Raw genomic sequence first — 15,154 nt, forward strand, 5'->3', positions numbered from 1 at the left:
TAGGGCTTGGGAGGGTTAGGCGTGCGGGAAAATTAGGCGCTCGGTGTCTGACGGTGAATGTCTAGCTTGGCCATGCGTGAACGTAACGTACTGTCGGGCAGCCCCAAGTGTTTTGCCGCACCATTTTTGCCCCCAATTTTCCAATGGTAGTGATCTAACACCTTAATAATATGAGATCTTTCGATTTCAGCTAGCGATTGATTTATATCGTCACTAACAGAAAAATTTTGTTGAGGCTTAAAGCTAAACGACAATATATTGTTGGTTGACAGTATCATTTCTCGCTCCAACACATTTTGCAGCTCTCTAATGTTTCCCGGCCAGTCATAGCGTGCAAGCGAATCTAAGCTTTTATTACTAATTGCTATCACTTGCTTGCCAAGTTTCTTGTTCAGTTGTTTTATAAATGTCTCACAAAGTAGTGGTATATCTTGTTTGTGTGCTCTAAGCGGTGGCATCTTAATCGGGAACACGTTAAGCCGATAATACAGATCCATCCGAAAATTACCGTTTTGAACCATGTTGGCTAAATCGCGGTTCGTTGCGGTAATAATACGAACATCGACTTTGATCGTTTTATTGCCACCAACCCGTTCAAATGATTGCTCTTGTAATACTCTCAACAACTTACTTTGAGCTTCTAGTGAAAGCTCACCAATTTCATCAAGAAATAATGTACCAGTGTGAGCTTGTTCAAACCTGCCCAATCGTCGCTCAGTAGCACCGGTAAACGCACCACGTTCGTGGCCAAACAACTCAGACTCCAGTAATGACTCAGTGAAAGCCGCACAATTAACTTTAACAAAGGGTTTATGTCGTCTTTTACTGGCATTGCGTACACTATTGGCAGCAAGCTCTTTACCTGTGCCATTTTCACCAAGGATTAACACCGTACTATCTGTTTGACCAACGAGTTCGATTTGCGCCGCAATTTGTTGAAACTCCAGGCTGTTTCCTACTAGGCCTGTAGATGATTGGTGGTGTTCTAGCGCTTGCTGTAAATAGGTGTTTTCTGCTTGCAACTGCTGCGTAAGATGCTTAACTTTTGCTAGCGCTGACTCGAGCGAACTACGGTCAGCATGTTGTTGACTTACATCGCGAAAAACAGCGACAGCTCCAATGATTTCACCATCTCGGTAAATCGGTGTCGTTGTGTATTCAACAGGGAATGATGAACCGTCTTTACGCCAAAACACCTCATTTTGCACACTCTTACTAATACCGTCTTTCATGGTGTTGTATATTTGGCAGTCTTCAGCTGGGTATGGGCTGCCGTCAGCAAAGCTATGGTGGTGATAATCGTGAATTTTTTTGCCGAGTAATTCTTCACTGCGCCATCCGGTCATGCGCTCGGCGGCAGGATTAATAAAAACAGCTTTACCCGTTAAATCAAAGCCATATATACCTTCACCAACTGCGTCTAAAATGATTTGTGCATCTGATAAAAAATGGTTGAGATTAGTAGGCATATTAGTTACTCAGTGGTGAAAATTGAAGCTTAAACTAGCCGTGAACAAATGGCACGATATATCGTGTTTATTATCCATTTTAATGATCAGTTTGCAACAAGTGCGTGTGAGCGTAGTCAACAATATGTTGTGACAGTGTTTTCAGTCGACCTTTTTCTAATGTCCAACTATGCCAGTAAAGTCGGTGATCAAAGGTGTTTTTAGGCAGGATATTAATGATCGCGCCGGAAGCCAGCTCTTTCTCGACCAAAAACTCAGGGAGCAGGGCATAACAGCAATTGTGTAACACCATTTGTGTCATGGCTTCAACGGAACGAATACGGTGGCACGGGTATTCCCCACGTGAAATACCAAAATTGGTTTGTAAAAAGTTACTTTGTAACTGATCGTATTGGTTGAAGTCCATCGTGGGGGCTTTACGCAGTGCCTCAGAGGTAACACCATTTGGAAAGTGTTTCGCAATAAATTGAGGGGAGGCACCTAAGAAGTACTTAAGTGTACCCAACGGCCTTACCCTATACGCTGAAGAGCTTTTACTTTGACTACTCACCGCCGCATATACTTCACCATTTTTGAGGCGTTCTTGCGTGAGCGATTCATCTGCTATTTGTAGATCTAGTTCGATATTCAGCGGTTCAAGCAGTGAAGATACCGCTGGAATAAACCAACCCGCAACACTATCAGCATTCAGTGCAATGGCAACAGAGAGCGGCCCTTTGTTTTCATGGGGAAATAAGTCTGTAAGCAAGTCAGACTCTAGCTGATTCACTTGTTGAAAGTGCGTTAACAGATTAGAACCTAATGGCGTAAGTGACATGGGCTGAGTGCGTAACAAAACAGGTTCTGCGAATTGCTGTTCAAGCTGCTTAATACGCTGTGATACGGCTGATTGAGTGATGCTTAATTTATTAGCCGCTTTTTCAAAACTGCCTTCAAGCATGACAGTGTGCAATGCCCGCAGCAGCTTGTAATCTAGTTCTCTCATGCGTAGTTACTCTGACATAAGTAAAATTAATGTATTATTAAATTCTTTAATTTTACTTATTATGGGCTGTTTTCTAAAGTGACGTCAATTCAACAATGTCGTTATGAGGAAAGTTATGTCTGTTACACCTTTAGTCACAGGGTTTGCGATAGGCCTGGGTATGATTATTCCAATCGGTGTGCAAAATGCGTACGTACTTAATCAGGGAATTAAGCGTCATTACCATATGACGGTGGCATTTATCTGTATATTGTGTGATGCCTTACTGCTTACTTTTGGCGTGTACGGTGGCGCGGTTTTACTTACCAGTCACCCAACAGTCGCTGCAATTATTACTTGGGGGGGCGTGTTGTTCCTACTCTATTACGGCTGCTCAATGATTAAGCAGGCAATTAAATACCAGCCGTCAAAAGCACAGCAGCAATGGAATAAAAAAGGACGTGGCGTTGTAATTGCTACTACTTTTGCGATTGCTTTGTTAAATCCACACTTGTATCTGGAAACGATCATGATTTTGGGGAGCTTAAGTGGGCAATATGTTGGTAATGAAAAGCTGTTGTTCTTAGTGGGTACCATCACTGCGTCAATCGTTTGGTTTCTAACATTAGCTGCAGGTGCTGCAAAGATGTCGCCATGGCTGGCAAAGCCAAATGTGGAACGAGGTATTAATCTATTTGCCGGCCTTATGGTGTTAGGAATTGCGTTTGGGCTGCTGTATTCAGTGTATGGTCAACTTATTTAAGTCTAACGAAATGTGGGTGTCTTTATAAGTCTTTTCGAAATGTGGGTGTCTTTATAAGTCTTTAGGTAAGTCTAAAAAGTCGGTAAAGAAGTATGGGTGTCTCGATAAGCCATGGTGTTAGGAATTGCGTTTGGGCTGCTGTATTCACTGTATGGTCAACTTATTTAAGTCTAACGAAATGTGGGTGTCTTTATTAGTCATGTCTTGATAAGCCAGGTGTCTTGATAAGCCACCCAAAAACATTAGCTCGAATGTAAATTAAACGTATTTTCAGCTTGTAATTAATTAGAATGCCCACATAAAGAGAGTTAATTACCTAGTTAAAAGAAAATCTGGCTGCGTTTTGGTTAATCACAAACAACAGACAAATAATGCTACAACGTCGCTTTTCCAAGTGATGTTGTTGCTGTTGTTTTTGTTGACGATATTAAGCTCTTCAATAGCGTTGTCAGCTCAGTTGCAACCGAATGTATTCTCGGATGAATCATCAGCTCTAGCGTCAAGTCACTATGTAAGCGTTATTAGTTTCAATGATGTTGGTAGGGGTAAACACCAAGAGTCCTCACAAACACCAATAAAAATATTTAAATCTAGCGATAACCCAACGCCATTCGATATTGACACCCATACAGTTCTTAGCCGTGCATCGGCTATGTGCTTTCAAGCAGAGCCTCAAGTTCAGCCTGATTACTTTTTGGAAATGGAATTTTTTCCGATTGGGTTATTGAGTGCCAGTTTTGCAAAATTAGCAAACCCAGATAAATCCGTTAAGTGGTTTGAAACACAACAATCTTCCAAATCAAGTGCCAGACTGTCGTTATGGAAAGACAGTAACCAAATTTACACCCATCAAATTAGCGCCTTAAGTTAGGCGTTCTCATATTTCTCGCAGAATACTCTGCGTCCCCAATGACGGACCGTTACCGTTTACAGGTCATAGTCCGATTATTCGAATTGGCGTGCCGATGAGCCGCCAACGTTATAGCGCTTTGCTTACGACCAAAGCGTGCATTTATGAGAAAATTTGATGAAAAATTCAGAGACTAGAAGTAATCGACTTCGTGCTTTTAAAAAAACTAAATTCCATTGGAGTCAATATGCGGTAATTGCCGTAGTTTTAGCCTTTTTAACAATACAGGCGTTACCTAATTTCTACGGGTTTACCAATCAATTAACGCTATCTTCTACGCAAAATTCAGCTTATTTACCAACAATTGAGCAGGTGAAAAACCAACTGGCTGGCAAAGGCATCGTTTTAGACAGTGCAAATGCTAGTGGAGAACAACTGCAACTATTGATAAATGATAAGCAGCAATTTGCTCAAGCAAAATCACATTTAAGCCAACTATACGATCAAGAGTTTGAGATTAATTCTGAACAAATTCGTCGCCAGCCACTCTGGCTTCAAACATTTGGCGCTAAGCCAATCAAACTCGGGCTCGACTTAAGTGGTGGGGTATTATTTGTGCTAGAAGTTGACCATGAAAAAGCCTTGGCTGAAATGAAAGAGAGCCAAGTATTGATGCTTAAGCAAGAACTAAGGCAAGCGAAACTGCGCGGTGTAAATGTTGAGTTGAATGATAAAGAGCAAATTGTGCTGACAGACGCCTCAGGTCGCAATAACTTGATTTCGTTTGTCAACGAACAATTAGCTTCACAGCAGTTATTTTCAATCAATGACAAAAACGTATCGGGCGATGTGAAACAAATAGTAGTTAATGTAAATGAGCAACAGGCCAATCAGTTTAGACGTGAGGTGATGGCGCAATCCATTAAAACCATGCGTGGCCGAATTGAAGAGCTAGGTATCACTGAAGCGGTAACGCAGCAACAAGGCAAAAATAGAATTCGTATTGAATTACCTGGGATAAAAGATCCGCATGAAGCACAACGCATTATCGGCGCAACCGCTTCGCTGGCATTTTATCAAATGGCCAATGGAAGTTCGCTTTCAACTAAGGCGATGCGTAGCGCAAATGGTGAGTTATTAAGATTGGATGCAACACCAATATTCACTGGGAATTCAATTGAACATGCGACTAATGGTCGCGATCAAATAGGTAACCCTTCGGTTAATTTACGGCTTGATACATTAGGCGGAAAACGCATGGCGAACTTTACCAAAGATAATGTAGGCAACCCAATCGTGACGGTTTATACCGAATACAGAAAGAATGAACATAATCAAACGATTAAGTCGAGCAAGGTAATCAATGTTGCGAGAATTTCAGAACCACTAGGTGCAAGTTTTAGCATTACAAATATGGAAAGTGCGGCAGCGGCTCATGAACTAGCATTAGTACTTAGAGCGGGGTCATTAACAGCACCAGTGACGATAGTAAAACAGCGTACTATTCAAGCAACGCTCGGCGAAGATAACATCGAACATGGCATAACTGCGCTAGCTGTCGGACTAGGTTTTACATTGTTATTTATGATGCTGTGGTATCGCGAATTAGGGCTTATTGCGAATGGAGCACTTGCATTAAATTTACTTAGTTTGCTTGGGTTAATGTCACTTTTACCTGGTGCGGTGCTGACGCTCCCGGGTATTGCGGGATTGGTACTAACTGTGGGAATGGCGGTTGACACCAATGTACTTATTTTCGAACGTATCAAAGAAGAGCTGAGAAAAGGTCGAACAGTTGGTGGAGCTATTGAAGCAGGGTATCAAAATGCTTTTACTGCAATATTTGATGCCAATCTAACCACAATGATCACAGCATTGATTCTTTACGCTATTGGTTATGGCCCTGTGAAAGGGTTCGCTTTGACCCTGAGTCTAGGTATTTTAACCAGTTTATTTACAGGCGTATTTGTTGCCAAAGTGGCGACATTAACACTGATTAACCCCAAGCGTAACGGATTATTAGGAGTCAAATAATGAGTAATTTATTTTCATCTAATCGCTTTACACGGCTGCGTGTTTCTGGATTCGCATTTGGCATATTGCTCATGATTGTTTCAATGATTGGCATTTGGACTAAAGGCTTAAATCTTGGTTTGGATTTTACAGGTGGTTACCTTACGGAATACTCAACTTCTACTGCATATAAGCAATCTGACATGCAGGACACACTACGTAAAGTATTGCCTGACGAGTTTCAGCTTACGATGGCTGACGGTGGTCATCATTGGGTGGTACGGCAAGCTGACTCTATGGGACAAACTAGCAGTGATGATACCAATATGTCGTGGTTGGAACTGCTGGCAAGCGAGTTAGCGGGGGATGTTATACCGCTTGACGCAGTGTATATGGGAAGTCAGGTAGGCGATGAATTGATTGAACAAGGAGGATTAGCATTACTGACGGCGCTAATCATGATCTTGGCTTATGTCGCTGTACGTTTTGAATGGCGTCTGGCATTAGGGGCGGTACTGGCGTTGTTTCATGATGTCATCATTGTCCTTGGGGTATTTGCCTGGCTACAAGTGTCATTTGATTTAACGGTACTTGCCGCGGTGTTGGCGATTATAGGGTATTCATTGAATGACTCTATTATCGTTGCAGATAAGCTAAGAGAGCACATGAAAGCGAAACAGAATAAGACTCTGGATGCCTTGATTAATAGTGCTATCAGCGCAACGATGGTTAGAACGTTAATAACATCTGGCACAACATTAACGACTGTCGCTGCAATTGGCTTTTTTGCAGGCGAAACCCTATTTGGTTTCGCGCTGGCATTATTTGTAGGAATTGCTGTTGGTACTTATTCATCGATTGCAATATCTTCCACGCTTCCGCAACTGCTTAAGATGGACGTAGATCATTACCATAAAATTGATGAGGAACAGTGTACGTTACCTTAAACTAGCGAGTGTGTTGGCTGTACCGTTGTTTGGTACAGCTACATGCGTGAATTTTGGGATTAAACAAAAAAGGGCAAGTTGGCTAATTCATTATTGTTAAAAGTGTGTCTTTTCGCTAAGGTTGTTGGTTCGTCGAAATGTATTTCAAAAAATTATCAGCAAGTTAAGGAGTATTTATGCCAGATAATCAAGTGTTGGCTGAAGTTATCATGTCGTTGAATCATGCAACGGAACGCTTGATCTTACGACGATTTAATGAAGCTGATATTCCACTGGAAATCGAGCACGAGCGTAACCCAGAAATAATGAAATATATTGCTGATATTGATTATTCTGATGAGCTAGAGCAACGCGTTTTGGGATTTATCGGTCCATGGTCGGCAGAAGAAGGGGTATGGACAAGTTTGGCAGTAAGTTTACCTAACACAACGGATTTTATTGGCATGGTATGCCTTCGTTTTGAGTCAGTTGACTATTGTCGTATTGAAATTGGCTATCGCTTTCATCCAGATTTCCACGGCAAAGGCTATGCATTTGAAGCAGTAAGTGCACTGCTTGGAATTGTTAAACGCACGATAAAGGTGAACAAGTTCTTGGCTTATTGCGTGGCTGAAAATCATGCGTCATCACGACTAATGGAAAAACTTGGCATGGAGCAGGAAGGCTTATTGCGACGCCATTCAACGTTGAATGGTCAATGGCATGATGAGATGGTCTTCGGATTACTTGTTGATTAATTCAGTTGGTACAAGCTGATGTAGCTGCTGTCGTTAGTCTAATACATGCATAGGGCAAACGGCTGCGGCTTATTGCACTCGTTTTAAATTCAATAACTTTTCACCACTTCTGTTACGTTACTTTACACGCAGCTTATTTCACTGTAATTTCTCTGGTCTGACCTTTTGAGTTTTTTGGAAGTTATGCAGCAACAATCACACTTTATTAATGATGGACATCATCAATTGCACATTCGACGCATTTTTGATGATACTCGAGGCGATAATACCCAAGGCCAGCCGGTTCTGATGCTGCATGGTACCATTGAGAATGGCAAAATATTTTATACCAACAATGGCAAGGGATTGGCTTGCTATCTCGCTAAACAAGGATTTGATGTTTACGTGGCAGACTTTCGTGGTAAGGGGGAAAGTAGCCCCGCCATTGTTGAAGATAGTGCACATGGACAAACAGAAAGTATCACACGCGATATTCCGTTATTTCTTGATTTTGTTGCGCAGCACAACCCTCAAAAAGTGCATGTGATTTGTCACTCTTGGGGCGGTGTGTTATTTGCGAGCTTTTTAGCACGCTTTCCAGATAGAGTGGCTAATATTGCCAGTAAAGTGTGCTTTGGAACTAAGCGTGTTATCCATAGCCGAAACTTTGAAAAATACTGGAAAATCGATGTGTTGTGGCGTTATGTTGCTCCTTGGCTCGCCCGTAACCAAGGTTATATTGACGCCAAAAAGTTAAAGTTTGGTGCTGACAACGAAACATTACGCGCACTTAAGCAAAGTAACGCATGGATTTATCCGAGCGAATGGCGTGACACCGATGATGATTTTGATTATTTTTCGTCTGCGCAAAAGCTAGCATGGCCACCAACGTGGCACATCACAGGTATCAACGATCACGTATTGGGCAACCCTCGTGACGTAAAAGCGTTTATTGCAGAATCAAACAATGCGCAGGCTAAGTTTTCCGTGTTGTCTAAGGCTGAAGGTGACTTATTTGATTACGGGCATATCGATATTTTGACCAGTCAGCTGGCGGTACAAGATCATTTTCCCAAAATAACAGCGTGGCTACAGTCGATACAAAGTGCTGACTAACCTGATGGATTGGTTGAGTCATATATGACGATCTCCTTCGCTAATACGTTTATTTTTCAATAAAATACATCATGAAAAAAACACCAAATGGACTTTACATGAACAAATTACGTCTGTAATCTCTTGATGGTTACAGATGTAATTATTGTGCGATGAATAGTAATTACTCAGACCATGGTTTCGTTAGGAGTGTGTGCCAAATGAGTTATAAGAATCTGCTGTTAGTTGGTCTTTCATTAGTGTTGGTCGCCTGTTCATCTGTGCCCACTGTGCATGTTTTTCCGCATTATTTAACAGCGCATGAAAAACAAAAAGTCGTGGCGTCATTGGAAGCGGCTGAATTTGAGGTACAGATTAGTGAGCAAGTGCCACCAGATGGGATTACGCAAAATAGCATCGTTTTTTCTCCAGCATTAAATGCACAAGACATGCTAGCTGATCTTATGACAACACTTGGTAATGCAGGTTATGAAATATCATCCACCAATTTAATCTTTAGCGGCAATCACAGTTTTAGCCAAAATAACGTGGGTGTCTATTTAATTCCTGACGGATTTGTACCGCCTGTAACTAATTACAGTATTCCGTTTGAAAGTGAATATTTGGGTGACAATTGCCCAAACTCAAATACGTTGACGATTCAAGAAGACAAAACATTTACGCTTTTGGTTGAACGCTGGAATGCCGATACTGAACAATATGATGAGTCCAGCTATCAAGGGTTTTGGTCGAGAGAGGACGTTGATTCTGTGCAATTGCGCTTTGAAAACCGCGAGAGATTGAACTTTAGGCGTACAGTGAATGTGGAAAGGGACAATAACGGAGCACGCAAGCGTGTGCGTTTATTACCTACCGCTGAAAGTGGGAATTTCAGCCTGAAAAATGTAATATGCAGCTATTCAATCGCGTTAGTGCTGTAACTAATTTATTGTTGGGCGATTTATTCGCGTTTATTTGGTAGTAATCGTAGGAAATAGGGAAAATACTGTGCCTCATTTTGTTGTAGAAGTCTCTGAGTCAGTCGTTGCTGAAAATAGTGCACGAAGCATTATTGATTGCGTAAAATGGGCTGCGATAGATTCACAATTGTTTGAGCCTAAAGACATCAAGTGTCGTTTGCAATCGTTTCAACATTTTGATTGCGCACATCCCGAGTTGCGATTTATTCATGTCGTCGCTAAAATTTTGACTGGGCGAACATTAACACAAAAAAAAGCATTGTCCGCAGGGATCATTGCGCAGTTACAAGAGCTAGGTGTGCACCAAGTTTCTATTACAGCAGAGGTTGTTGATATTGAAAGAGAGAGCTACGCAAAACACGTTACTCTCTCCGACCAAAATTAGCGCATTTTTCTGCGACGCGCTATCGCTATCAAAGCAAGTGGTAGTAGGGCAAAACCAGAGAACGAACCTCCATGTCCATGGCTTTCAACGACAATCTCAGTATATTCAACGTCGTAATCGCTGCTTTCTAACGGAACCGCGTATAGCGCTGGATCATCTTCTGCCGAGTAGGTAGCTACAATATCGCTATAACCTTCTTCGTAGAGGTCGATTAGAATATCGTATTCTCCCGAAGGAAAACCTTGGTTTAGTGTTGAGTAAACCTCATACTCGTCGTCGGTACTTTCACCATAGATGTTGAAGCTATCAGTCGTAAAATAATGCATCCAAGGCCCACCATTTTCACTGATGTAAAGCTCTGCATATACTCTGGCATACTCATTTGCAATTGGCGATAAAACATCGGCATCAAATGTCACGCTGAATGTTTGGTAGAACCCATCGTAGTCGAAATCTTCAATGAGTTGCGTGTATGCGCTGTAAATAGTGAACGCATGATGTTTCGCTTTGCTCTTCGAATGTTGTTGCTTACTAGCGAATTGCTTCAATGGTAGGCGCTTTTGTTTTAGCGCTATGTGTTCATCACGTGTATAGAGCGAAGTTCCCTGCGTATTTTGATCTGGCGTGCCGCTAGCTTGCTTTTCTTTAATGGATTCAAGTAGTAAGTCAGATTGACTGTCGAGTTTTATGCCTTGTGCTGAAAATGTCTGAATTTCAGTCTTGCCGAAAGAATTGGCAAGCGCAGTTAAGCTAAGCGGCAACGTTAATAATGCAATTGTAAGTGTTTGAGTTAACTTGTTCATAAGCAATTCCTATTTGTTGTCAATGACTCCATTTAGCGCCTGACAAACTTAATCAAAGCTGAACGAAGGCAAAAATTTTTCTTTTTATGCCAAGGTGTTGCCGTTCAGTTAATGTTCATGTAGAAAACGCTAACCTAGCTTTATTTACGCAGTTCATTCTTTTACACTTATCTGCAATAGAATTGGCAAGTCACCGTAGGAATGGGTAAATGAGAATCATAAGTAGCATTATTTTAGGGGGAATGTTGTTAGGGCAACCGACTGCTTTAGCATACTCTGATAATGCCTATGGCAATGTGAAACTGCAAAAAGCAGCTTACTTTCAAGGATCTGCGCTCAAGGTTACTAGCGCGCAACAGGCGGCGCAAATCGTGAAGCAACGATATGGAGGTAAAGTTTTGAAGGTTCAACGCAAACAGCTGAACGGCAATACTGGATATCGCGTAAAGTTATTGAAAGCGAATGGCCAAGTAGTTTCTGTGACCGTTGATGCGGCGACAGGCAGGATATCAGGAAGAAAATAATGCGGTTATTGCTGGTAGAAGATGACTTAGCTTTACAAGCACAAGTTAAACAACAATTAGAAGCGGCCAAATATAGCGTAGATTGCGCATCAGATGGTGAAGACGGCCTGTTTCAAGGGCAAGAAATAGCGTATGACGCGGCAATAATAGATATAGGATTACCAAAGTTAGACGGTACAAGTGTGATTAGGGCGCTACGAGCATCAGATATTAGCTTTCCTATTATCGTTCTAACAGCGCGTGATAGATGGCAGGATAAGGTGGAAGGTCTTGACGCAGGAGCTGATGACTACTTGACCAAACCTTTTCAAATCGAAGAATTATTAGCGCGATTGAATGCACTTATTCGTCGAAGTGCGGGCAAAGCGAGTCCTGTTATATTAAATGGCCCATTCTCGTTAAATACTGCTAGTGGTCAAGTTAGTGTTAATGAACAAGATGTAAGTCTTAGCAGCTATGAATATAAGGTGTTTGAATACTTGATGTTGCATCCAAACACTATTGTTTCCAAAACAACATTGACCGAACATATTTATGATCAAGACTTCGATTTAGACTCCAATGTTATTGAAGTTTTCGTTCGTCGATTGCGTAAAAAGCTTGACCCTGAAAATGAGCTAAAATTCATTGAAACCTTACGTGGCCAAGGTTATCGGTTACGTGCTTTTGATTAGCTGGTTAATCTGACGTAACTATGCGCTTATTTCACACGTTAAAGTATCGAATTCTGATCAGCGCTGTCGTGATGGTGTTGCTGATGCTACCGCTGATCGGGTTAACCATAATAAATGCTTATGAAAAACACATGCAGTCAGGCATTAAAAGTGAACTGACAGCATACAGTTATTCCATTTTAGCACTTGCAGAAGTCGAAGAGCAGCAGCTCATTATGCCTGAACAATTACTAGAGAATAGGTTTAACGCCGGGCAATCTGGACTATATGCTTTATTCGTTAAATTTAATAATGCGTTGCCGAAGCAAAAGCGACGCATTCAAGAAAGTGATGTCTTGTGGCGATCGCCATCGTACCTAGGTTTTGCTGATCCTAAGATGCTGCCCAACCCCAATATGGGGGAATTTAATTTTACGGAACTTATCATTCAAAACGAAGCACATTTCCTATTGAGCTTGTCTGTTAATTTTAGTGAAGTTAATGATGTGGGTGACAATATTGATACACCAATGGTGATCCATATTGTCTATCAAAAAGAAGCATTTGAATTACAAATGTCTGAATTCAAAGAACGTTTATGGATAGTCTTGATGCTGTTTATCATGGCGATTTTGTTGTTTCAAGTTATTTGGTTGAACTGGACACTGAAACCACTTTCAACACTTAAGCAGCAATTAGCGGAAGTAGAAAAAGGTAAAGCAGAACACTTGATTGGCGATTTTCCTGAAGAGCTACAGCGTGTGACAGAGCAAATTAATCGGCTTCTTGCCACTGAACAACATCAACGCACCCGCTACCGCAATGCGCTTTCTGATTTGGCGCACAGTTTAAAGACGCCACTAGCGGTAATTCAAAGTCAGTCTGATTTATCTGAGCTTACGCGTAATCAACTTGCCAGCATAAATAAGATTGTAGAACATCAACTTAAAAGGGCACAAAGTGCTGGTCAATCCGCCTGGCATATGGGAATCGAAATTAAACCTGTCGCAGAAAAATTGCTGGGCAGTTTGCAAAAAATCTATCGTGATAAAGCGTTAGAATTTACTTTGCTGGCGAATGAGAAGACAGTTTTTAGAGGTGAAGAGGGTGATTTACTCGAGTTGCTTGGGAATTTGTTAGACAATGCAGCAAAAGCAGCATGCGCTAAAGTTCAGTTATCAGTTAATGAACAGCCTGAATACATTGAAATTATTGTTGAAGATGACGGACTCGGGATTGCACCGAATAAAGTGGAGAGCATTTTTAACCGAGGAATGCGAGCAGATACCTATGAAACTGGACACGGTGTTGGACTGGCGATTGTTCGCGATTTAGTTGAAAGCTATCAGGGAAGTATAGCTATTCAAGACAGCCATGATTTGAGAGGAGCTTGTTTCAAAGTACGTTTCAATAAGGCTTCAAATTAGGCCACCCACGATTAGACGGGCTTCAAATTTGGCCACCCACGATTAGATGTTTCCGTAGCAATTCAAGACAGCCATGATTTGGGAGGGCTTCAAATTAGGCCACCCACGATTAGATGTTTCCGGGCTTCAAATTTGGCCACCCACGATTAGATGTTTCCGTAGCAATTCAAGACAGCCATCGTAGCAATTCAAGACAGCCATGATTTGGGAGGGCTTCAAATTAGGCCACCCACGATAAGATATTTCCAAATGCTCAGAATTCATTGAGAATTTCTAGACTTTGACTAGACTTGTCAGAATGAATTTTTAAAGGTCAAGGAGCGACCATGCCGAAGCCGCGAGAGCAGCAAATTAGTTTGTGTGATACACGTTACTATCATGTTTGTAGCCGTGTTGTCCGACAAGCATTTTTATGTGGGATAGATGAAAGTAACGGCAAGAATTACGAACACAGAAGAGATTGGGTTGCACGGCGTATACATCAATTGGCTTCAGTTTTTGCCATTGATATCTGTGCGTATGCTGTTATGCATAACCATTTACACCTCGTGTTATATGTGGATGTTGAGCAAATTCAAAAGTGGTCTGAGATTGAAGTACTAAGAAGATGGCATGAATTGTTCAAAGGCACACATTTAACCAAACTATTTACTAATCAAGCCACCTTGTCATCGAGTGAAGTTTCGACAGTGAAAAGTTGTATCGAAGTATACCGACAACGACTAATGGACATTAGTTGGTTTATGCGTGCTCTAAACGAATACATTGCCCGCAAAGCTAATGCGGAGGATGAGTGTACAGGTCGTTTTTGGGAAGGGCGATTTAAGTCACAAGCATTGTTAGATGAAGCAGCATTACTCACGTGTATGGTGTATGTTGATTTAAATCCGGTCAGAGCGAAAATAGCGACAACACCAGAGCAATCAGACTTCACCAGCATTCAACTGCGAATCAAAGCCGCGTTAAAAGGAGAGCAACCTGCAGTGCTCGCCGAATTTAGAGGCAATGAACGAAACGATAATTCAAAAGGCATTCACTTTGAGCTTATTGATTATTTCTCGTTAGTCGACACAACGGGACGAATAATGAGAGAAGACAAGCCAGGTGTTATTGACCCTTTAAGCTTGCCCTTGCTGTCACGAATAAACGTTTCGCCGACGAATTGGCTCAAAATAGCAACTGAATTTGAGCATGTTTTTACGTGTGCTGTAGGAGCTCCACAAAGTCTTAGTGAGTATTATCAAAGCATTGGCTTATCTCGTCGCCATGGCATTGCGAACAGCCAGCGGTGGTTGTCGTCAGGATAATTAAGCCTCTGAAGCTTCAAATAACGAAAAATCTAATGCGAACATAGGGAGTTGCTTTACCCTGAGATTCGCACGACTAATTTTTGAAAATAAGCCCCAAAGCGTCTGATTTCATTTTATACGCGACATAACGAGTACTTAAAAAAACTTATCTGATAAGAATGTGAAGCAAGAGAAATGCCTTTTCTGTGTGATCTGTTCTTATTATAAATTGTGGGTGGCTAAATTAAGAGAAGCTAAATTAAGAGAAGCTAAATT

The 15,154-nt window shown here is 41.5% G+C and carries 15 protein-coding genes; 12 read left to right on the forward strand and 3 right to left on the reverse strand.

Annotated elements, in window-relative coordinates:
• Nucleotides 1–32: 32 nt before the first annotated feature.
• Together ACSLUK_RS10710 and ACSLUK_RS10715 are read right to left on the reverse strand one after the other, a co-directional pair.
• On the reverse strand, nucleotides 33–1,469 hold the full coding sequence (locus tag ACSLUK_RS10710) for a sigma-54 interaction domain-containing protein (protein WP_448548573.1): 1,437 nt from the start codon (nucleotides 1,467–1,469) through the stop codon (nucleotides 33–35).
• Between the two features lie 79 nt (nucleotides 1,470–1,548).
• A complete protein-coding gene (locus tag ACSLUK_RS10715) occupies nucleotides 1,549–2,454 on the reverse strand; it encodes a LysR family transcriptional regulator ArgP (protein WP_448548574.1) in 906 nt (301 codons plus the stop codon).
• 115 nt (nucleotides 2,455–2,569) lie between these two features.
• Between ACSLUK_RS10715 and ACSLUK_RS10720 the strand changes: the two genes are divergently transcribed.
• The 8 genes from ACSLUK_RS10720 to ACSLUK_RS10755 all read left to right on the forward strand — a co-directional run bounded on the left by ACSLUK_RS10720 (nucleotide 2,570) and on the right by ACSLUK_RS10755 (nucleotide 10,182).
• On the forward strand, nucleotides 2,570–3,196 hold the full coding sequence (locus tag ACSLUK_RS10720) for a LysE/ArgO family amino acid transporter (protein WP_448548576.1): 627 nt from the start codon (nucleotides 2,570–2,572) through the stop codon (nucleotides 3,194–3,196).
• Nucleotides 3,197–3,539: 343 nt separating this feature from the next.
• On the forward strand, nucleotides 3,540–4,067 hold the full coding sequence (locus ACSLUK_RS10725) for a hypothetical protein (protein WP_448548578.1): 528 nt from the start codon (nucleotides 3,540–3,542) through the stop codon (nucleotides 4,065–4,067).
• A gap of 156 nt (nucleotides 4,068–4,223) precedes the next feature.
• Nucleotides 4,224–6,080 (forward strand): protein translocase subunit SecD, encoded by a 1,857-nt coding sequence (gene secD / locus ACSLUK_RS10730; RefSeq protein ID WP_448548580.1) that lies wholly within the window; start codon nucleotides 4,224–4,226, stop codon nucleotides 6,078–6,080.
• Nucleotides 6,080–7,006, forward strand: a complete 927-nt coding sequence (gene secF / locus ACSLUK_RS10735; RefSeq protein ID WP_448548581.1) for a protein translocase subunit SecF — start codon at nucleotides 6,080–6,082, stop codon at nucleotides 7,004–7,006. The genes secD and secF overlap by 1 nt, the downstream gene beginning before the upstream one ends.
• Before the next feature lie 176 nt (nucleotides 7,007–7,182).
• Nucleotides 7,183–7,743 carry a GNAT family N-acetyltransferase gene (locus ACSLUK_RS10740; protein ID WP_448548582.1) on the forward strand — a complete coding sequence of 187 codons (561 nt, stop codon included), beginning with the start codon at nucleotides 7,183–7,185 and terminating at the stop codon, nucleotides 7,741–7,743.
• Nucleotides 7,744–7,926: 183 nt separating this feature from the next.
• A complete protein-coding gene (locus ACSLUK_RS10745; protein ID WP_448548583.1) occupies nucleotides 7,927–8,838 on the forward strand; it encodes an alpha/beta fold hydrolase in 912 nt (303 codons plus the stop codon).
• A gap of 200 nt (nucleotides 8,839–9,038) precedes the next feature.
• Nucleotides 9,039–9,758 carry a hypothetical protein gene (locus ACSLUK_RS10750; RefSeq protein ID WP_448548584.1) on the forward strand — a complete coding sequence of 240 codons (720 nt, stop codon included), beginning with the start codon at nucleotides 9,039–9,041 and terminating at the stop codon, nucleotides 9,756–9,758.
• A gap of 67 nt (nucleotides 9,759–9,825) precedes the next feature.
• Nucleotides 9,826–10,182 (forward strand): 5-carboxymethyl-2-hydroxymuconate Delta-isomerase, encoded by a 357-nt coding sequence (locus ACSLUK_RS10755; protein WP_448548585.1) that lies wholly within the window; start codon nucleotides 9,826–9,828, stop codon nucleotides 10,180–10,182.
• Here the strand turns inward: ACSLUK_RS10755 and ACSLUK_RS10760 are convergent.
• Entirely contained in the window at nucleotides 10,179–10,985 is an 807-nt protein-coding gene (locus tag ACSLUK_RS10760) for a choice-of-anchor H family protein (protein ID WP_448548586.1), read from the reverse strand. The genes ACSLUK_RS10755 and ACSLUK_RS10760 overlap by 4 nt on opposite strands.
• A 209-nt stretch (nucleotides 10,986–11,194) precedes the next feature.
• Between ACSLUK_RS10760 and ACSLUK_RS10765 the strand changes: the two genes are divergently transcribed.
• The 4 genes from ACSLUK_RS10765 to ACSLUK_RS10780 all read left to right on the forward strand — a co-directional run bounded on the left by ACSLUK_RS10765 (nucleotide 11,195) and on the right by ACSLUK_RS10780 (nucleotide 14,896).
• On the forward strand, nucleotides 11,195–11,509 hold the full coding sequence (locus ACSLUK_RS10765; protein ID WP_448548587.1) for a PepSY domain-containing protein: 315 nt from the start codon (nucleotides 11,195–11,197) through the stop codon (nucleotides 11,507–11,509).
• Nucleotides 11,509–12,183, forward strand: coding sequence for a response regulator transcription factor (locus ACSLUK_RS10770; RefSeq protein WP_448548588.1), 675 nt, complete (start codon nucleotides 11,509–11,511; stop codon nucleotides 12,181–12,183). Before ACSLUK_RS10765 ends, ACSLUK_RS10770 begins: the two co-directional genes overlap by 1 nt.
• Nucleotides 12,184–12,203: 20 nt before the next feature.
• A complete protein-coding gene (locus ACSLUK_RS10775) occupies nucleotides 12,204–13,589 on the forward strand; it encodes an ATP-binding protein (RefSeq protein WP_448548589.1) in 1,386 nt (461 codons plus the stop codon).
• A gap of 326 nt (nucleotides 13,590–13,915) precedes the next feature.
• A complete protein-coding gene (locus ACSLUK_RS10780) occupies nucleotides 13,916–14,896 on the forward strand; it encodes a transposase (protein ID WP_448548590.1) in 981 nt (326 codons plus the stop codon).
• Nucleotides 14,897–15,154 lie beyond the last annotated feature (258 nt).

Source organism: Thalassotalea fusca (assembly GCF_053485835.1).

Coding starts and splice junctions, on each gene's coding strand:
- ACSLUK_RS10710 (WP_448548573.1), bottom strand. CDS start 1,469: ATGCCTACTAATCTCAACCATTTTTTATCAGATGCACAAATCATTTTA.
- ACSLUK_RS10715 (WP_448548574.1), bottom strand. CDS start 2,454: ATGAGAGAACTAGATTACAAGCTGCTGCGGGCATTGCACACTGTCATG.
- ACSLUK_RS10720 (WP_448548576.1), top strand. CDS start 2,570: ATGTCTGTTACACCTTTAGTCACAGGGTTTGCGATAGGCCTGGGTATG.
- secD (WP_448548580.1), top strand. CDS start 4,224: ATGAAAAATTCAGAGACTAGAAGTAATCGACTTCGTGCTTTTAAAAAA.
- secF (WP_448548581.1), top strand. CDS start 6,080: ATGAGTAATTTATTTTCATCTAATCGCTTTACACGGCTGCGTGTTTCT.
- ACSLUK_RS10740 (WP_448548582.1), top strand. CDS start 7,183: ATGCCAGATAATCAAGTGTTGGCTGAAGTTATCATGTCGTTGAATCAT.
- ACSLUK_RS10745 (WP_448548583.1), top strand. CDS start 7,927: ATGCAGCAACAATCACACTTTATTAATGATGGACATCATCAATTGCAC.
- ACSLUK_RS10750 (WP_448548584.1), top strand. CDS start 9,039: ATGAGTTATAAGAATCTGCTGTTAGTTGGTCTTTCATTAGTGTTGGTC.
- ACSLUK_RS10760 (WP_448548586.1), bottom strand. CDS start 10,985: ATGAACAAGTTAACTCAAACACTTACAATTGCATTATTAACGTTGCCG.
- ACSLUK_RS10765 (WP_448548587.1), top strand. CDS start 11,195: ATGAGAATCATAAGTAGCATTATTTTAGGGGGAATGTTGTTAGGGCAA.
- ACSLUK_RS10770 (WP_448548588.1), top strand. CDS start 11,509: ATGCGGTTATTGCTGGTAGAAGATGACTTAGCTTTACAAGCACAAGTT.
- ACSLUK_RS10775 (WP_448548589.1), top strand. CDS start 12,204: ATGCGCTTATTTCACACGTTAAAGTATCGAATTCTGATCAGCGCTGTC.
- ACSLUK_RS10780 (WP_448548590.1), top strand. CDS start 13,916: ATGCCGAAGCCGCGAGAGCAGCAAATTAGTTTGTGTGATACACGTTAC.